General features: G+C 43.0%; 18 protein-coding genes and 1 pseudogene. 4 read left to right on the top strand and 15 right to left on the bottom strand.

The window, feature by feature from the left end; all coding sequences use genetic code 11:
* Positions 1 to 6: 6 nt before the first annotated feature.
* From NSS67_RS03565 to NSS67_RS03550, 4 genes are all read right to left on the bottom strand, one after another.
* Complete coding sequence (locus tag NSS67_RS03565) at positions 7 to 573, bottom strand: hypothetical protein (RefSeq protein ID WP_339318339.1); 567 nt, start codon at positions 571 to 573, stop codon at positions 7 to 9.
* Between the two features lie 148 nt (positions 574 to 721).
* Complete coding sequence (locus NSS67_RS03560) at positions 722 to 1,711, bottom strand: sensor domain-containing diguanylate cyclase (protein ID WP_339318338.1); 990 nt, start codon at positions 1,709 to 1,711, stop codon at positions 722 to 724.
* Positions 1,712 to 1,751: 40 nt separating this feature from the next.
* Positions 1,752 to 2,546, bottom strand: a complete 795-nt coding sequence (locus NSS67_RS03555; RefSeq protein ID WP_339318337.1) for an alpha/beta hydrolase — start codon at positions 2,544 to 2,546, stop codon at positions 1,752 to 1,754.
* Positions 2,547 to 3,048: 502 nt separating this feature from the next.
* Entirely contained in the window at positions 3,049 to 3,810 is a 762-nt protein-coding gene (locus tag NSS67_RS03550; RefSeq protein WP_339318336.1) for an SDR family oxidoreductase, read from the bottom strand.
* Positions 3,811 to 4,076: 266 nt separating this feature from the next.
* Here NSS67_RS03550 and NSS67_RS03545 point away from each other — a divergent pair, with 266 nt between their 5' ends.
* Positions 4,077 to 4,643, top strand: coding sequence for a TetR/AcrR family transcriptional regulator (locus NSS67_RS03545; protein ID WP_339318335.1), 567 nt, complete (start codon positions 4,077 to 4,079; stop codon positions 4,641 to 4,643).
* Positions 4,644 to 4,699: 56 nt separating this feature from the next.
* On the opposite strand, the gene NSS67_RS03540 is transcribed toward NSS67_RS03545, so the two are convergent.
* Positions 4,700 to 4,903: a carbohydrate-binding domain-containing protein gene (locus NSS67_RS03540; RefSeq protein ID WP_339318334.1), complete on the bottom strand. Its 204-nt coding sequence runs from the start codon at positions 4,901 to 4,903 to the stop codon at positions 4,700 to 4,702.
* Between the two features lie 28 nt (positions 4,904 to 4,931).
* On the opposite strand from NSS67_RS03540, the pseudogene NSS67_RS03535 reads away from it, so the two are divergent.
* Positions 4,932 to 5,153: pseudogene (locus NSS67_RS03535) on the top strand (ATP-binding protein); the annotation flags it as partial.
* Positions 5,154 to 5,216: 63 nt separating this feature from the next.
* On the opposite strand, the gene NSS67_RS03530 reads toward NSS67_RS03535, so the two are convergent.
* Positions 5,217 to 5,972 (bottom strand): class I SAM-dependent methyltransferase, encoded by a 756-nt coding sequence (locus NSS67_RS03530; protein ID WP_339318333.1) that lies wholly within the window; start codon positions 5,970 to 5,972, stop codon positions 5,217 to 5,219.
* A 14-nt stretch (positions 5,973 to 5,986) separates the two neighbouring features.
* The gene (locus tag NSS67_RS03525) at positions 5,987 to 6,529 is read right to left on the bottom strand and encodes a hypothetical protein (RefSeq protein WP_339318332.1); all 543 of its coding nucleotides are present in this window, start codon (positions 6,527 to 6,529) and stop codon (positions 5,987 to 5,989) included.
* Positions 6,530 to 6,624: 95 nt separating this feature from the next.
* On the opposite strand from NSS67_RS03525, the gene NSS67_RS03520 reads away from it, so the two are divergent.
* Complete coding sequence (locus NSS67_RS03520) at positions 6,625 to 7,539, top strand: phosphatidate cytidylyltransferase (RefSeq protein WP_339320491.1); 915 nt, start codon at positions 6,625 to 6,627, stop codon at positions 7,537 to 7,539.
* A 1-nt stretch (position 7,540) separates the two neighbouring features.
* Here NSS67_RS03520 and NSS67_RS03515 read toward each other — a convergent pair whose 3' ends face one another.
* The 7 genes from NSS67_RS03515 to NSS67_RS03485 all read right to left on the bottom strand — a co-directional run bounded on the left by NSS67_RS03515 (position 7,541) and on the right by NSS67_RS03485 (position 15,069).
* The gene (locus tag NSS67_RS03515; protein ID WP_339318331.1) at positions 7,541 to 8,590 is read right to left on the bottom strand and encodes a copper amine oxidase N-terminal domain-containing protein; all 1,050 of its coding nucleotides are present in this window, start codon (positions 8,588 to 8,590) and stop codon (positions 7,541 to 7,543) included.
* A gap of 95 nt (positions 8,591 to 8,685) precedes the next feature.
* Entirely contained in the window at positions 8,686 to 9,432 is a 747-nt protein-coding gene (locus NSS67_RS03510; protein WP_339318330.1) for a uracil-DNA glycosylase family protein, read from the bottom strand.
* Between the two features lie 20 nt (positions 9,433 to 9,452).
* Positions 9,453 to 10,676: an amidohydrolase gene (locus tag NSS67_RS03505; protein WP_339318329.1), complete on the bottom strand. Its 1,224-nt coding sequence runs from the start codon at positions 10,674 to 10,676 to the stop codon at positions 9,453 to 9,455.
* 90 nt (positions 10,677 to 10,766) lie between these two features.
* A complete protein-coding gene (locus NSS67_RS03500; protein WP_339318328.1) occupies positions 10,767 to 11,537 on the bottom strand; it encodes a polysaccharide deacetylase family protein in 771 nt (256 codons plus the stop codon).
* Entirely contained in the window at positions 11,537 to 12,142 is a 606-nt protein-coding gene (locus NSS67_RS03495; RefSeq protein ID WP_339318327.1) for a polysaccharide deacetylase, read from the bottom strand. Before NSS67_RS03495 ends, NSS67_RS03500 begins: the two co-directional genes overlap by 1 nt.
* Before the next feature lie 23 nt (positions 12,143 to 12,165).
* Positions 12,166 to 12,762: a sensor domain-containing protein gene (locus tag NSS67_RS03490; RefSeq protein ID WP_339318326.1), complete on the bottom strand. Its 597-nt coding sequence runs from the start codon at positions 12,760 to 12,762 to the stop codon at positions 12,166 to 12,168.
* Positions 12,763 to 13,281: 519 nt separating this feature from the next.
* Positions 13,282 to 15,069, bottom strand: coding sequence for a hybrid sensor histidine kinase/response regulator transcription factor (locus tag NSS67_RS03485; RefSeq protein ID WP_339318325.1), 1,788 nt, complete (start codon positions 15,067 to 15,069; stop codon positions 13,282 to 13,284).
* Positions 15,070 to 15,298: 229 nt separating this feature from the next.
* Between NSS67_RS03485 and NSS67_RS03480 the strand changes: the two genes are divergently transcribed.
* On the top strand, positions 15,299 to 15,913 hold the full coding sequence (locus NSS67_RS03480; RefSeq protein WP_339318324.1) for a LysE/ArgO family amino acid transporter: 615 nt from the start codon (positions 15,299 to 15,301) through the stop codon (positions 15,911 to 15,913).
* A gap of 24 nt (positions 15,914 to 15,937) precedes the next feature.
* Here the strand turns inward: NSS67_RS03480 and NSS67_RS03475 are convergent, their stop codons facing one another.
* The gene (locus NSS67_RS03475) at positions 15,938 to 17,497 is read right to left on the bottom strand and encodes a sensor histidine kinase (protein WP_339318323.1); all 1,560 of its coding nucleotides are present in this window, start codon (positions 17,495 to 17,497) and stop codon (positions 15,938 to 15,940) included.
* Between the last annotated feature and the right edge of the window lie 17 nt (positions 17,498 to 17,514).

Raw genomic sequence — 17,514 nt, 5'->3', positions numbered from 1 at the left:
GTCTATTTAACTCCCCGCCCCAAACAAACGCCGGAACCAATTCCACACATCACCTGTGATAGGAATTAAACCGAAGCCATGCTCTCCAACTGCGATTACACCATATGCCCATTGACCAATAGCTACCGCACCCGCAGCGATCCTCCCTATGGCTACCGCTCCTAACGCCGTATCACCTATGGCAACCGCACCAAACGCTTTTTCCGCTATCGCGATCGCTCCCACCGCCACGCCTGCAATGGCAATCGCCCCGGCTGCGAAGCCAAGCCAGCTAAGCGCTATCGCTCCGATCGCTAACCACATTCCTAGTGATATTGCTCCTAAGGATAGTACGCCAACGCTTATTGCACCTATGGAAATCAAGCCGACAGCTATATCTCCAATGGCAATTAATCCAACAGCTGTCTTCACTTGAGGCTTACTTCCGTAACCATACCCCTGACCTGAGTATCGACCCAAATTGCTGCGAATACTTACCACCGGAAATGATGGAGACGGCCATTGATAATCAATTTCTCGTCCACCTAGCCCTCTTGAATCCGCCCAGCGTGATATGTATTTATGCCATTTCATATCCATCCCGTCCCCCTTCTCATTACCTAAATTGTACAGCCCTGGGGGTCACCTGCAATCAGACTCTAACCTGAATTGATCTCATCCTCTAGACGGAGATGTGCTGACCTTGGGTCACGCTTTGATAAGCAGAAAAAAAAGACCCCTGTTAAAGAAGCTTTTCATTCAAATCTATGATGTGCGTAACCCGATTTCTTCCCTGCTCTTTAGAAGCATAAAGGGCTTGGTCGGCTTTTTGCAGAAGGGTGGTCTCTGAATCGATGGGAGTAAATGTAGCTATGCCAATGCTCACCGTAATCTGGCCCATATCCCAAGTTGAATAAGCGATCGATTGCCGTAAGTTCTCAGCTATGGTCCTTGACTCCGCGATATCTGTATTAGGTAAAAGAAGTACGAATTCTTCGCCGCCATATCTAGCCGCCATATCCTCTTTACGGGATTGCAATTTCAAGATACTTGCTAGTTTCTCCAGCACATAGTCTCCTGTTTGATGCCCGTAGGTGTCATTCACTTTTTTAAAATGATCAATATCGATGATACACAGCGAAAATGGCTCTTGATCCTGACCGCACCCTATAATCTGCTCTTCCAGCTTTTCTTGAAGAAACCTTCTATTCTTTAATCCGGTAAGCTTATCTGTATTTGATAGTTCTACTAAAACGGCATTCATCTCTAGCAGTTCGATTTGTTTCTGTTCAATTTCCAAATGAATTTGCCTGAGCTCAGCAAGCGCTTGATCCTTTTCCCAGTACGCTGCTTCTATCTGCTTCTTGGCAGATCGCAGCTCCAGCTCATAATCGATACGTTTTCCCATCTGTACTAGGATACAATCAATGATCTCTACGCCTTCACTCTCGAACCGTCTGCCATTTAATAAATATGGAATCGTTTTCCCTTCACTGTCCTTCAAATTTATAAATAACTCTTCCACATGTCCATTTAGATTAATAAAAGGATAGAAGTATGAATGAAAAATAAGCTTGTTTGCCGTAGACATGATAGATTCAAAATGCTTGTGCACCAAATCAACCTGTTTATACCCCATACGGTCCAGAAAGGTTTGATTTACATCGATAATCATTCCTTCATGAGTGATAGAAACATAGCCACAAGGCGCATATCTTAATCGGTCATCCATTATCTAAATATCCTTTCAACACAGCATAATCTTGTCCAGCTTACGTAAGATATTCATTAATTAAAGTGATGGTCTCCTCAGGATGACTAATATGTGGGTAATGACCCTTAGCCTCCATTAACCGGAAGGTACTATTATTCAAGTATCTATGCAAATATTCTCCGACCTCTATAGGTACGATGCTGTCATCAGAGCATTGCAGAATAAGTGTAGGCACTGTGGCTTTAGATAGATCTTCTCGATGATCCGCAAAGAACGTAACTTCTGCAAATTCTCTAGCAATAACAGGGTCTGCCGAAATAAAGCTGCGTTCTAGCTCTTTCGTTAACTTCGGGTCAGGGTTGTTCATGGCAAGAGGCGCCATAAAGCTAGCCCAGCCTGCGAAATTCATCTCCATCATATCCAGAAGCTCAGTGATATCACTTTTCTCGAAGCCTCCGAAATAAGCATCCCCCTCATTTAAATAACATGGAGAAGGACCAATCATTATCATTTTATCAAAATAATCCGGTCGCTCAATCGAAGCAAGCATCCCGATCATAGAGCTAATAGAGTGGCCTATAAAAATAATATCTTTGAGCTCCAGCGTTTCGATAACATCCAATACATCCTGTACATAGCCGTGGAGCGTATTATATTTATCCGTTGTGTATGCACTTAAATCTGAGTTACCTGAGCCTACATAATCAAATAGAACGATTCGATATTTCTTCTCGAATGAAGGTGTAATAAACTGCCACATGCTCTGATCACATCCAAATCCATGTGCAAAAATAATCGTTCGTTCTCCTTCTCCAATCACTTTCACATGATTCCGAGCTCTAACATCGTTCATTTCATATAACTCCCTTTATAGTTAGCATTCTCTCTATTTTGAGGGGTTACCCTGGAAATATCAAGAGCATAAAAAGATAAGCTATGTGTACTCATTGGGTACAACGAAAGCATGCCGGGCACCGGGCACTTCCTTCGTTGGATCCGCTAACCTTTGCCCATAAGAAGTCGTTCGTTATCGGACCCAGCTGACCCTAAACGAGGTATTATTCAACATTTATATTGCTAACGGACTCCACTGCAACTATTGGCACGAAATACACCAAATATGGGCCGCTTTATATGAAATAGCGTCTCTGGAGTCCGAAACCTTGCTCAAAAGGCTAAAAATTTGCAAATAACGTCATCTGGGTCCGTTAGACTCCGGGGATAAAATATTGAAGCAGAAACAAACAACGCCCCAAAGCAAAGAGCAGCGATTCTCTAATACCTAGAGAATCGCTGCTCTGTTATCTTTTTACGATTTTAATATGAATCGAATCGTCTTATATAATAACCAATGTTTAGAATGCTGAAGTCCAGCCTGCATCGGCAGCGAGGATAGCTCCGTTTACAAAACTCGATTCATCCGAAGCCAGGAATAACGCAACCTGTGCGATTTCTTCAGGTGAACCTACCCGAGGAATTACAGCCTGTGTTAGTTGAGTGCGGCTCATGCCGAACTCATTGATATTCTTCATTGAAGCACTAATGTTAGTAGCAGTAGCTCCTGGTGCGATCGCATTACAACGAATGCCTTTGTTGGCATACATAAAAGCTGTGTTTTTCGTTAAGCCTACTACAGCATGTTTGGAGGCAGTATAAGTTGCTCCAGCATGGGCACCACTTACGCCACCTGTAGAAGCAGTATTCACAATAACACCTTTTCCTTTTTCGAGGAAAATAGGCAGCGCTTTACGTATGGACCGCATTACACTTTTAGTATTTATATCAAAGATAAGATCCCATCGTTCATCGGTAATATCGCCAACAGGCTCGAATCCATCCATGATACCCGCATTATTGACTAGAATATCTAGCGTCCCATATTCATTTACCGCGGTATCAATCATGTTGTTGATATCTTCTACTTGAGCAACATTTACTTTCAATGCTTTGGCTACTCCACCATTACTAACGATTCCTGCAGCTACTTGTTCTGCACCTTCTAGGTTAAGATCGGCTACAATCACTTTTGCACCTTCTTTAGCGTACAATTCTGCGATAGATTTCCCCATACCCGATGCTGCTCCTGTAACAACTGCAACTCTGTCTTGAAGTTTCATGTTGGAAGTCTCCTTTACGTTTATCTATAATGTAAATATCAATACATAAAATTTCTAAAACACTTAAAATTTATTCTACTTAAGTTTAATCCTCCACAATTTAACTATCAATATACAAATGAGACACCAAATGTTCATAAATATATATAACTCGGAATTATGTTGAAATAGGAATAGAAAATAGACAGTTAGGTGGGCTTCTGTTGCTTAAAAATCGGAGAACTAGCAAATCGAGAAAAGAATTAAAGAACGCATTGATATTTCTCATGGAAAAAAAGAATTTCCGCACCATTACAATAACCGATATTGTTACCCTTGCCGACTTAAACCGAGGAACCTTCTATAAGCATTATCAAACCAAAGAAGAACTTTTGAATGAGCTGATTGATGATGTGTTAGAGGATTTAATTAAGGCTTATAAAGATCCCTATCTTCACACCGATAAATTTATCGTTAGTGAACTTACCACCTCTAGCATCAAAATTTTTGAACATGTGGCCTCATACTCTAATTTCTATACCATCATTGTAGAATCCAATGTTCTGCCTGGGTTTCAAAATAAGATTTGCGACATCTTAAAGGAGCTCACCAAGCAGGATTTAGTCGTGGTTAATAACACTAATAACAATATAAATATTGAGTTGTTTTCCAGTTATACAGCCTATGCTCTATTTGGATTAATCATAGAGTGGGTAAAGGGTGGGTTCAAATATACCGCTAACCATATGGCAGAGCAGCTGATCCGAATTCTGTCTTTTAATTCACACAATGTGATTATAAATACCTTAAATAAACCGATTAAACAGAATTTCATCCCTGTTAATAGCGACTAATTAAGCTCTGTATTAACAAGCCACTCCAATGTGATGGAGTGGCTTTTACATGCAGTTTATAGCTTATGGTCTTCCTTTTCCACCGCCACCCTCTCCACCGGATATCGCCACCAAGGTATCCGCATGGATCCATCGTCGCCAGTTTTGATGTTAAATTCTCCATCTGTTAAGGCAACGTTGCTATTACTGTGTACTACATCATCGGCAGAATCGATCGTAAACGTTCCGTTGTTGATGCTGCTATCTCCTCCAGCCTTCAACCCTTTAGTGCTTGCTATTTCCGATTCTGTTGTGCTATCTGTCACCAATACAGGTGAGGGCATTCCACCGGAACATTTAGCAAGAATCTTTGATCGCTTCTACCGTACGGATACTTCCCGAGCGCGTAAGCAAGGTGGTTATGGCCTAGGGCTAGCGATTGCCAAATCGATCATTGAACAGCATAAAGGAAAAATTTACGCCAAAAGCACAGTCGGCGAATCCACCACATTTTATGTTCATCTTTCTTGACATTAAGAAGACTCAAACCCTGTTACACTAGGATTTGAGTCTTTTTAATATACTAATAATTTTTTATACCTCGCCCCAATAGACTTCAGTCTCATATTCAAAAAACACTTTATCATCCTTCTTATTTCGTTCAAATAAATTTCGCAGCTCAGTCATCATGTTCTCGTATCGTGGATCTCCGGGAACCGGAGTGTATGAAGACGATCTAAGCCGCCCGCTTAATCCCTCGAAATCAAACACCTGCTGATTGCTAAAGTGTGCTACTTGCATCTGCCCTGTCTTGAAAAAGGAACTAAGACTCTCAGGGGTAATGTTCTTATGATTAACTTCTGTGTAGTCCGTGCCGAAGGTTCGAATCAGCTGCTCATATTCCTCCAGAAACGGGGTACCATAAGTAAGCCGGGAGTTCCATATCAGAATCGCCTTCCCACCTGGTTTAAGAATCCGCTTGAATTCCAAATGCGCTGCGTCCCTATCAAACCAGTGAAATGCTTGAGCACACACGATAAAATCTATGGACTGGTCTGACAATTCTGTCTTCTCAGCAGACCCCGGCACCGCACGGAAATGGTTATCCTTTGCGAGCTTCTCCTCCGCGGCTCTACGCATCTCCGGATTCGGTTCAACGGCAGTCACACGACTCCCCCGCTCCAGAAGCAATGCAGAGAATATCCCTGTTCCCGCACCAATATCAGCAATATCACAATTAGGATTTAGCCCAATCGTATGGTACAAATAATCAATGGCTTCCCTAGGATAGCTCGGGCGATACTTTACATACGAATCCACCCGATTTGAGAACCGTGCTTTGTTATTCATCTAACCACTCTCCCTTAGCGCTTAGGTTCGTATTCACTTAATTTGCCTTGATAGATCAATTGCAGTCGATCACTTTGTCGAAAATCATCCGGCGTAACGAGCGCGGGCAGCTTGTTCCATAGCTTAATGCCTGACCGCTCCAGAATCTCAGCTACAAATTGCGAGCAGAAATAGGAGTTACTGAATTCTACTGGTTCTTTCAGAGCGATGCCAATCACACCTAGAATATTATAGAGATACTTTTGACGACTTCGGATAAAGACTTTGAGTACCCGCCCCATTTTTTCAACCTCACGGGCTGTTACTTGAAGTTCGTAGAGGACACACGTCGTATTGGGATACTTGCTGAACGTGCCTGTCTTAATATCTTCCTTCACGAATCCGCCATTCAGAGGATTGCTCGGATGCTTTCTACCAAAGCTATATAACTCGGAAAGCGCCCGATTAAAGGAGATCGAGGCATGATTATAAGGTGCTCTCGTGTAGCCTTGAATAAGCTTCGTAAAGAGCGTTCCGGTATTCGTAAGCAAGATAAAGACCGATTGATCAGCTGCCATTTACAAATTTCCCCTTATCAAGATTGAATGTTTCCTTCATAATAACATATGAACCCATTAATGGAATCTACTCTACAACAAGTTGGTGATTAGCTATCGACCGCTCTCTATTAACGATAATCCTGATTTTCGCAGCCTTATCAGCCATTCACTTGATGTATGTAGTCATAGGCAAATTACAGCCGAGTAAAGATTATACAGGTATCGGCTTCCGTATCAAAACATGGTGGGGCATGCTTTTCATCTTTTGTTTCGCTACACTCTTCAATCCAGTCGTCTCATTACTGTCGCTAATGGTGCTGACCTTCTTCGCACTTAAAGAATATTTCTCCATGATAAAGTCGCGAAAATCCGACCGCAGACTATTTCTGTGGGCGTACTTATCCATTCCTCTACAGTTCTACTGGATTTATATCGAGTGGTATGGGATGTTTATTGTTTTTATCCCGGTCTATGTATTCTTACTCCTACCGTTACCTAGGCTCATCAATAAAGGTACGGTTGGCTTTCTGCGTAGTGTTAGTTCAACCCAATGGGGACTGATGCTGATGGTTTTCGGGCTTAGTCACTTGGCTTACTTTCAATTTGCTACACCGGAGTTTGGAGCGGGGCTTGTATTATTTCTAGTGGTATTAACCCAGTTGAATGATGTCGTTCACTATCTGACCTCACTCTATCTGGGAAAGAGGAAAGTGGTTCCCACCGCTAATCCGTATTTGACTTGGGATGGTTTTGCTTGTGCGTTTGTCGTAACCACCGGAGTCTCCTATCTGATCTATCCCTACCTGACGCCGCTCAACCCGATCTTCGGTTTCCTGTCAGGCATGCTGATCAGCTTGAGCGGCTTCTTGGGTAGCTTAACGGTTTCTGTGCTGAAGCGAGATTTGCTCATCGGCGATGGCGATAAATTTGTAGCTTTAAAAGAAAGCTATTTAAGCCGTGTCGATAGCTTGACCTACACCTCGCCGGTCTTTTTCCATGTCATCCGTTATTTCTTCGACTTCATGTAGATTAGTTTTCAACGACGATTTTGGTTACTTGGCCGATAGGTGGCAAGCTTCTGGTCAATACCGGACCGTAGAAAGCATACACTTTGTCACCTTTTTTCAGCTCACTTGCGGCAACCGCCTTATTGTCCTTCGTACCGAAAATTGGTGTAGTGCTTGAAAGGTTCAGAACGATGGTGTCCACAGAGTCATCGCTGAGCTTATCGCCTTTAATCACAACTCGGGTCAAACCATTATCGACAGGTGTAACCTCTTCGATTACGCCAGCTGTTCCCAAGGTTTGCTGATTGGGAGCTTGTTCTTTCACAACAATTTTGATCGCACTCGTCAACGGCGGCATGCTCATAGCCATCACCATGCTGTGCTCGACTTCGATGGACATGCCTAATTGCAGGTCAGCGAAGGTTAGCTTCTTATTATCAGCAGATACGATTTCGGTTTCATCGGAAATGCCCAGGCGGACGCCATGACCATAGCCGTTGAGGCCGATTTCAGCATTCTTTTCACCTTTATAGATACTAGTAATTGATCCTTGCTTTATAGTGTCTGAAGGGGTTTCTTCACTGCCTTGGCCCTTGGAAGTAATCGAAACAGTCCCTGTTGGGCCAACCATAACGTCAAGCTTCATTACTTTTTCGAAGAAAGATAATGGAACGTACGTTTTACCATTCTTTAGCTCTGGCACAGCACCCAGCGGAACGAGCGTTGTATCCAGGCGATATGTATCTTTTCCTACTTGAAACGATAGTGAGTGGCTATCTTTGACGAGTCCTAGTGATTGCGTACCTTGATTCCAGGTCAGCTTATATCCAAGTGCTTCGGCTGCTGTACGGATGGGAATCATAACTTCCTTGCTTGAACCTGCATATAGCGGAACATCGACAGGAGAGAAACCGCTTCCATTAATAACAAGAACTAATTTCTGACCACCTATCGAATCCTGAGGAATAGAAGAAATCACCACTGGTTTAACCGGTGCTGATGCAGCAGAGACAACGTTCGATGCTAGGAATGTGCCCGCCAGGACAGCTCCGATGATTTTGAATGTTTTCATAATGAGTTATACCTCCTGAGATGAATGAATTTGTGCTACTCTATCATTCTTAACGTAAGGTACGTGAAAAATGTTGCAATGAAATTTAAAAAACATTAATCCTTCCATAAATGATCTTGTAGAATCTTTGTCATATTCTCTTGATAGCTGGCGAACTGTTTAAATCTATGTCCATTAGCTCCAGAAGGATGAGGAAAGCCCCATAAACAGCGCCGATGATCAAGCTTACCCTCTGAAACTAAAAGCTGGAGCGTTGCCTCCACAGTTTTTCCTAGAGGAATAATTAAAGCTTGGCTCAGGATGTCCAGCTCCTGCTCTAACGACAATAGCGCATATTCTCTAAGGAATGGATCTGAAAGTAGCTTGGGATGCACTCCGCTATAGTTTTTCTTCTCTACGAATACAGGAAAACGCAATAAAGAGATGGTATGCAGGTTCGTTTGCTGCACCTGAAACAATTCGTCACAAGAGGTAAGGTTCAAATACTGATGAAGCCCAAGTGTATCTAGCATATGGATTAAAGTATGCCTCATAGCCCCCGCGAATCTCGCCGCCTCCTTCGCCCTTTTGCAGACCTCTTCATCTGAAAGCCCGGCTTCCAAACCTATGACTGCCTCTTGCATGGCTATTCTCATTTGTGTAAAACCAGGGGTTAACCCAATAATGATCACCTTTGCAGAAGGATTCATGTACTCATTATGCGGTGCATAGTACATTTCAAGCTTGCCGCTGCGCTTCATTAGAAGCTTATCCACCAGCAGATCCTCTTTCGTTAGCGCGGTGCCCTTCGGAAGTGAGAGCACCGCCGCTTTATACTCCTGTAAATGGTTCGAGATGAGCATGTCATCCCCCTCTCATATCTCTATAATGATCCACTCACGAGACGCCCTTCGAACCATACCGCTTGACGCTCCGATCTTCTTGCTACGGCTTCGGCCGAGCAGCTAGCATGCAGCAGTACAAAATTCGCGGTATCTCCAACCTTTGGCCATACCTGCTCACCTTTTAGATTAAGCGGCGTTATCCCCCCTGTTATGAATCCAAGAGATTGAGATAAGGACAATTCATCATTATACCCATATAACTCTGCGTACCGTCCTGCCTTCTCCAATTGATCCCCATTTCCAAAAGGAGACCAGTGATCCGTAAGGCTATCTGTTGCCAGCTTCACTTTTACACCTTGGCTGTTCAGCATCGGTAGTGGCATCATCATTCTTCCAATAGGCACCGTGGATGCAATAGTCATCCCTAACGAGCCCATCCGTTTAGCCATTTCCTCTGTTTCTTGCTGCGGAGCACCTGCGAACCAGAAGGCATGGCTAACGGTCACCTTGCCCTGCAGGCCAGCTTCTTCTGTCAAATCAGCCAAACGCGACAACGTCAGCTTTCCTGCTTCTTTTCCATCATGTAAGTGTAGATCAATGCCAGCATTATTCATAACTGCTAACTCGACCATGGTCTGAAGTGACTTTTCGATATCTCCATCCACTGAGTATGGATCGACACCACCTACATAGGCTGCCCCCTCCGCCAAGGATTGCTGTACCAATTCAACAGAATTGGAGCGAAGCAGGCCATGCTGCGGAAAGGCTACAATTTCAGATGAAATTTTGCCTGAGAAAGTATCCAATGCTTGCAGGGTTGCCTCTAAACGCTTCAACCCGCTGACAGGCTCGATATTACAATGGCTACGCACATAGGTGGCACCGAAACTCTGTATAAGCGTCAGAATGCTCTCCGCTTGTTGTCTCGCCATGGGCAGCAGCTTGGGCAATAATACCTTCTCTTCCTCAATCCGTTCGAAGACACCGGCAGCAGGCTTTACCGCCTTCCATGGTCCAGCAAAATATGTTTTATCTAAATGAATATGCGCCTCCTCAAAAGATGGAAGCATCAATAACCCTTTGCCGTCATATTTAGGCAGTTGGCCCTGAGGCTCCAATTCCGCTCCAATAACTTCAGAAATTGTATTTCCGTCAATTCGTATATGACATTCCTTCGTATTCGTGCCAACGACTTGTCCGTCTTCTATGACATGACCCTGCTCTAGTCTTATGTTGGTTAACCAGTAAGAAGCATTCAACATGCTACCCCATCCTTTGCTCAACAATTTAATATAGGTACGATCGCTTAATTCTAAATGGTACCATAGCTCTCCCTATATAAAAAATAATCATTAATAACTACGCGTTGACCCGGTGGTGACATTAGCCCGGGATTGGACTGCCCCAATACGCCCAGCCTCTTTATCGAGCAATTCATCCACACGCAGACACCTCAGACCCTGTAGTTGAATATCACATAAGACTTCTTCAAGTCCTGTGATCATGTTCAGCGGCGCTTCTGGATCTGCCCCCGGCGTATCACCACTGTCGTGTAGAACGATGATAGAGCCTGGTTTAATCTTTTTCAATATATCCTGCTTTAATTGCGCTGCACTAACAGACGCTTTCCAGTCTCCCACCATTACAGACCACAATACAATCCGATAAGATCGTCTGAGAAAGACAAGATCACCTAAATTAAGGAGCCCCCAAGGTGGGCGGTATAAGATAGGCCGCTCTCCAGTTATCCGCTCGACAATGTCAGCTGTTCGATCTACTTGCTTCCGTCTATTGGTCCATGGGAAGTATATCCAGTTGGGCGTATGAGTATAGTTATGGATACCGATTTGATGTCCTTCACGATGCATTCGCTGGATTAAATCCGGGTATTGCTCCGCCTTTTTGCCCAGTACGAAGAAGGTAGCTTTGACGTCATGCTCATGTAATAAGTTCAGTAATTCAGGGGTATAGCATGGATCTGGTCCGTCATCGAAAGTAAAGGCAATATCCTTCGCAGCATTCCCTCTGGAGACAACACCCCATCCCAATATTCGTGTCATCACGAAAGGAATGATCATATAAAGAATAAACACATCTATAGCTAAAATAATGAGCGTCCACATCAGGAAACCGCCTCTTTCCTTCGCGAAGCAAACCGCGCTTTCAAAGACCGCTTACTAAGCACCAGCCTCATGGGAGACAACTTCTCGGTGCTGTCCTCTACGCGTTGTTTCCCCTCCGGATGCAGCATACGAAGTAAGAACCGAAGATAGATTCCATACCATTGCCGCTGCCAGCTGGACTTGATAGGATGGTGTTCAAACCCTATTCCATGAATGATCCCTCGGTGAAGGAGCGTAATCCCGGTTAACGCCTGTACTTTGCTTAGTTCTGGATTGCTATCTAGTTCACGACTGATCTCCTTCATAGCCTCGCGTAGCATGCGTGCAGTACGGATTCCAGCCCGATCAGCACCTAGTGTACGCGTAAGCTGCACTACCTGACGATTATCTAGATGAAGCTCACCCACCCAATCTCCCGGTAGTATCTGCTGCCCATCTTGGCAAACCAGGATTTCTCCGTGATACTTCATCACTACCAATTTACATATTCCGTATCTACGCACGGAATGACTGCGAAATTTAGTTATGACAGCAAATAGGTTCTCCCACAGCATCCAAAGGGATTGCGAGAATAATTTTATAAATGAAACGGAGGCTACCATCATTTTTCCCTCTTTCTTATTAAAGTTTATTTTCTAGAAAAATCCTTCACTAAACGCCGCGTATACCTGCCGATCATCTTTACCAAGCCGTTGCCGAGATAAGCACCTAGCCATAGGAATATTGCACCTAACAGCATGAAGATAAGCGAGATATTGAGCGTCTTATTTTCTATCCCGAATAACGATATAGAAGAGATGTCGAGTAAGTACAAGACAGGTGCGAACAAGAGAATAATAGGGGCCAAGTAAAAAAGAGTTGCACATATGAGACTGAGCATTCCAATTCCAAGTTGCAGCATCAACCCTATAATTGCTCTCCAGTTATGCTCATCAAGCAACGTCGTCTTAACCTTCTCCCACAAGCTGCCTTCTTCTTCAGATCGGGTTGGGATCGTGCGAACAGAGATATCCGTATAGACCTTCGTTCGAATTCGCTCATGCTGTAAAAAAAGCTCAGTAGTACGTAAGACATAATAAAGGATCGGAATCCCTACTAAGGTAAAGGACATTGCAACCCCAAAGGTGATGCCCACCAAATAAAAGCAAAAGTAAAATAGCCCGGTGGCAAAAGTAATTAGTAAAAAACAGAAATTTCTCACATGTTTGCGGATCATTTGATTCATGCTCTTCTCTCCCTCTCTGCAATCAAAAATTGTTCATCTACGCAGCTCCTATGCTAATGCTCCTCATGTAAAATCGGCCAGTGCCATAATGTCATATGACAGTTATTCCACACAAAACGCTCATGATCTTTCGGCTCACATCCTACATTGAAAATGTTATTCCCACTTAAACATCCATACCTTCGGCTGGATTAGAGGAAGCCTGCAAAAATACAGCTCCTTGTAAAGATATCTGCTTCATGAAGTTCTAAAACTGCAAATGTACAGGCATATCTTCACTTAGGGCTCAAAAGCTTCTCCTGGCGTAAGAATAGCAGTAGATTTGCAGCAATTAATGCTTTAGCTCTCCTCGTATCCTTAAAAAATGTATTTTCGCAGGTTTATTCGCCGGTTGTAGTGACTAGTTAATTAATCATTGATCGATCCTTGCTTTTACGTAAAAAAACACCCTATTACCTACTCCCGCAAGGGAAAATAGATAATAAGGTGCTCCTCAATTCCAAATGATTCGGTTATGGTCTATTCCGAAGTGCCAAAGGCTTTCTCTACAGCCTCTTCTCGATTCCGTACACCCAGCTTGGCATAGATAGTGGAAGCGTAATTTCTCACCGTCCCATCGGACAAATACAATTTGGCGGCAATAGATTTATATCGCATCCCCTTCGAGAGACATTCTAGAATCTCCAGCTCACGCGAGGTCAGCCCATATTCATTGCTCTGCTCAGCCTTTGCTTCAGACGCTGGATGCATCTCATAGTGATCAATCAGTACATTCGTAATTGCTGGTGTTATCATCTTTACACCCCGATGTACGAGACGTATACCTTCGAATAGCTCCTGCGGCTCGGTAGACTTTAATAAGTAGCCATCTGCCCCGTTTTGCAGTGCCTCGACCGCCATATCTGTTTCTTGAAAAGTAGTCAGGATCAACACTCGTACCCTTGGCCACTTTTGCTTCAAAAGCTTGGTTGCTTCCACACCATTCATGCCTGGCATATTTAAGTCCATCAGCACCACGTGAGGTTGATCCTGCTCGCAGAAGTCTACCGCTTGTTCACCATTTTCTGCTAACCCAATGATTTCGAAATCCGGCTCCTGCTCTAAAATAATTCGCAGACTATCCCGGATATAAGGCTGATCATCTACCACTAATAGGCGAACCATTTCCTCCTTTATCTCTTCAAGCCTTGGTAAACTACAGGTTACTAAGGTTCCTTCCCCTGGCTTAGAGTAAAAATACACTTGGCCCTGCAAGTTGGAAGCCCGTTCCTTCATTGCATTCACACCAAATCCTGCTTTTAAGTCTTCAGAGCCTAATCCATTATCCTGTACTTCCAGTCGGATCTGCTTCTCTTCGTAATGCAGGCTGATGACAATTTCACTGGCTTGACCATGACGTACTGCGTTGGTTATCGACTCTTGCAAGCATCTGTATAAAGTCATTTGGGCCTGCTTGGATACTGTGTACGCCTCTCCGAACGTTCTTAGGCGAATCTTAACCCTCGAGAAGGTCTGGAAATCATCCACTAATTTCTGCAGGGACTGCATAAGCGTCAATGATTCCTGTGAAGAGCCCACATGGTGCAAATATCGACGAACCTCATCCAAGCCATTGCGAGTTAGCTTTAACAAGGAATCTATCTTCTGTTCCCCTTCAGATGTATTCACTTCCGTACGTAAAGTCTCTAGCCCCATAATAATTGAAGTATAAGAATGCCCCACCGTATCATGCAGATCTTTGGATAACCGATCTCGTTCTTCCAGAAGTGTCATGCGCTCGACTTGTGAGATGTACTGCTCCAAGACCACATTCTGGTCCTTAATAATTCCGCTCTGCTTGTGATTAACCACTAGTAAATGAAAAGCGAAGCCCAGCGTATACACCAAACCAAAGTTCAGGATCATCGATACAGCATCCATTTGTTGTGACAATCTAGATAACATAAATGGAATCAAAATAACCGTGATCGGAGCTGACCAACGATAGGACTTCTGTGCACTATTGCTGGCAATCATAAAAGCGATAGGCAGAAAAGTTACATACGATTCAGGAAACAGAGCAGCCAAATATAAGCATAAACCGCCCGAAAGGAGGATCTCCGCAATCAGATAATACTTGTAATGGAGCTGCAAACAAAACCAAGGCACTGAAAAAGAGATCACGCCCCATACAAACACAATCCAGAAAGGAATCGTAAAATCCTCCGAGAGATAACACATGGTGATCATAAATGAAGTAGAAAAACAAATCCGAAACAGGAGGACGAGCCAATCGTACCAGAACCACTGCTTAACCAGATTAAACACTGAATTGCCCCCTAATACTGTGCTGACTAGACCTTTATTATAGTGTAACCCCTTGAGCCCTTACTAGTTACAAAAGGTCATGAGTTGGGATGACATATTCACTAAGGGTGTAATTACTGCTGATTAAACATCTTTTTAAATGAAAGTCCTCATTGTATGATAGTACTTATTATTTAGCCAGAACTCATCAACTCTTATATCGCATTACTCATCATCGGAGGAATCAACTATGTTAGCCGCACTACTTCACGGAATCGCCTTAGCCTTTGGATTAATCCTTCCGCTTGGCGCACAAAATGTCTTTGTATTTAACCAAGGCGCCTCACAGCCACAGTTTAAAAAGGCCATTCCAGTTATTATTACAGCCGCTTTATGTGACACCCTTCTTATTTTATTAGCGGTATTAGGCGTTTCCGTTCTTGTGTTTGCCCTCCCTGTTCTGCAGACCGCTTTATTTGCTGTAGGACTTGTATTTCTTTTGTATATGGGATGGTCCATCTGGAGAAGCACACCTACCTCTTCCTCCCAAGACGCAGCACCACTATCCTCAAAAAAACAAATCCTGTTTGCGATGTCCGTTTCTTTATTAAATCCACACGCGATCATGGATACCATTGGGGTTATCGGCACTAGCTCCCTTAGTTATACTGGCATAGACAAAGTTACCTTTGCTGTTTCGACTATCCTTGTTTCTTGGATTTGGTTCTTTGGGCTAGCTGTAGCAGGAAAGACCGTAGGGCAAATAGATTCGAGCGGCAAAATCATGATGGTCATTAATAAGATCTCTGCAATCATCATTTGGATCGTTGCAGCGTATATTGCTTACAAGCTTTTTCAGATGTAACCAAGCATAAAGAAAGGTCATCCCTTATAGGAATGACCTTTTGTTAATATCAATACATATCCTTGTCCCTACATTCAGTTCACTTTCGATAGAGACGCCATAGGCTTCTCCATAGTACAGCTTAATTCGTTCATGGACATTCTTCAGACCGTAGCCTGTTCCGTTAGAATATAATAACTGCTCGATTTGCTCCTGATCCATCCCTTTCCCATTATCACTTACCACAAACCGAATATCGTCATTATAAGTATAAGCTTCAATGATGAGCATGCCTTTTCCATCTTCTTTTTCATCGATACCATGCTTGATCGCATTCTCAACAATGGGCTGCAAAATAAAGTTAATCGTCTGATAAGGATACAACTCTTCCTCAATATGATAAGTAACATCGAAAAGCTGATCATCATGCATGGCCAACTGAATATCGATATAAGCCTGAATATTAAGAATTTCATCTCGAATACTCGTCAATTGCTTTCCATTGTTCAGACTGGTTCTATAAAATTTCGAAAGCGCATTGACCACCAAGCTGATGTCCTCCGCCTCCACTTGAACCGCCCTCCAATTAATAATTGAAAGCGTATTGTATAGAAAATGAGGACTAATCTGTGCTTGGAGTGCCTTCAATTCCGCTTCTTTCTCCATAATGCCTGATTGATAGACCTGCCCGAGCAATTCCTTTATCCTACGAACCATGCTGGCAAAGCTATTGGTAAGCTCACCAATTTCATCTTTAGAATTAGAATGAATCAGGATATCGAAGTCGCCTTCTTCAACGACTCTTATTTTCTTTTTCAGCTTATAGATGGGTTGCACTAGCGTTTTTGTAAAAATCCATATAATCAGCAATAAGATTAAAATACACACCACTATGATGGACACCATCGCTGTTAGGATACTGCTGGTATCCACAATCATACTTTTTACAGGTGTATAATAATAAAGCGTCCATCCCGGGCGTTCGATATCACTTTTGACCAAGGAATATTCCTTATGTCCAATATTGATTTGTCCTGAACTCGCACCTACGATATGATCTGCGATATTCTCTTCTTCAACCCCGCTACTTGCACTCGAATAGACGACTTGTTGATTGCGGTCTGTAATAATGATGCCATAATCACTCTTTGTATTCAGTTCATCCATTTTCTCAAATATTCGATCCTTATCCAGCCTCACGTACAGCACACCAGCAAAGGTTGTATTATTACTTTTCATAATATTATGAGTTACAAATAAGACGTCCTCGTCATAGCTCCACTCCGTCTGATTGCTCATCTTCGCAGATTGATACCAATTTAAATTTCGAACCTGCTCACTGGAGTAGATAAAGTTTCCGATCTGCTTGCCCGTATATTCTGAATAGAAGTTAACTTCTTTTAACTCCATATTAATATTCGTATAGTACCAAAGTGTCGGCTCAATATTTTCATTTAGCTCCTTGGTATAACTCATGATATCGCCTAATTCATAGCCCATAATTTTCTTGATAATCGGGTTGAATACCATGAAATCAATAAAATTACTCTGTTTTTCAAAGGTCTGCTCCAAGTTAAGCGAAATCTGTTCGACCGTATTCTTCATACCCATCATCAGCTGCT

This window comes from Paenibacillus sp. FSL R10-2734 (genome assembly GCF_037963865.1).
In the GTDB taxonomy this organism is placed as follows: Bacteria; Bacillota; Bacilli; order Paenibacillales; family Paenibacillaceae; genus Paenibacillus_AQ.
This window is presented reverse-complemented; position numbering and strand designations above follow the sequence as displayed.

What these genes read in the sequence shown, in the direction of transcription:
- NSS67_RS03565 (WP_339318339.1), bottom strand. Translation starts at nt 573, where the DNA reads ATGAAATGGCATAAATACATATCACGCTGGGCGGATTCAAGAGGGCTA.
- NSS67_RS03560 (WP_339318338.1), bottom strand. Translation starts at nt 1,711, where the DNA reads ATGGATGACCGATTAAGATATGCGCCTTGTGGCTATGTTTCTATCACT.
- NSS67_RS03555 (WP_339318337.1), bottom strand. Translation starts at nt 2,546, where the DNA reads ATGAACGATGTTAGAGCTCGGAATCATGTGAAAGTGATTGGAGAAGGA.
- NSS67_RS03550 (WP_339318336.1), bottom strand. Translation starts at nt 3,810, where the DNA reads ATGAAACTTCAAGACAGAGTTGCAGTTGTTACAGGAGCAGCATCGGGT.
- NSS67_RS03545 (WP_339318335.1), top strand. Translation starts at nt 4,077, where the DNA reads ATGGAAAAAAAGAATTTCCGCACCATTACAATAACCGATATTGTTACC.
- NSS67_RS03530 (WP_339318333.1), bottom strand. Translation starts at nt 5,972, where the DNA reads ATGAATAACAAAGCACGGTTCTCAAATCGGGTGGATTCGTATGTAAAG.
- NSS67_RS03525 (WP_339318332.1), bottom strand. Translation starts at nt 6,529, where the DNA reads ATGGCAGCTGATCAATCGGTCTTTATCTTGCTTACGAATACCGGAACG.
- NSS67_RS03515 (WP_339318331.1), bottom strand. Translation starts at nt 8,590, where the DNA reads ATGAAAACATTCAAAATCATCGGAGCTGTCCTGGCGGGCACATTCCTA.
- NSS67_RS03510 (WP_339318330.1), bottom strand. Translation starts at nt 9,432, where the DNA reads ATGCTCATCTCGAACCATTTACAGGAGTATAAAGCGGCGGTGCTCTCA.
- NSS67_RS03505 (WP_339318329.1), bottom strand. Translation starts at nt 10,676, where the DNA reads ATGTTGAATGCTTCTTACTGGTTAACCAACATAAGACTAGAGCAGGGT.
- NSS67_RS03500 (WP_339318328.1), bottom strand. Translation starts at nt 11,537, where the DNA reads ATGTGGACGCTCATTATTTTAGCTATAGATGTGTTTATTCTTTATATG.
- NSS67_RS03495 (WP_339318327.1), bottom strand. Translation starts at nt 12,142, where the DNA reads ATGATGGTAGCCTCCGTTTCATTTATAAAATTATTCTCGCAATCCCTT.
- NSS67_RS03490 (WP_339318326.1), bottom strand. Translation starts at nt 12,762, where the DNA reads ATGAATCAAATGATCCGCAAACATGTGAGAAATTTCTGTTTTTTACTA.
- NSS67_RS03480 (WP_339318324.1), top strand. Translation starts at nt 15,299, where the DNA reads ATGTTAGCCGCACTACTTCACGGAATCGCCTTAGCCTTTGGATTAATC.
- NSS67_RS03475 (WP_339318323.1), bottom strand. Translation starts at nt 17,497, where the DNA reads ATGAAGAATACGGTCGAACAGATTTCGCTTAACTTGGAGCAGACCTTT.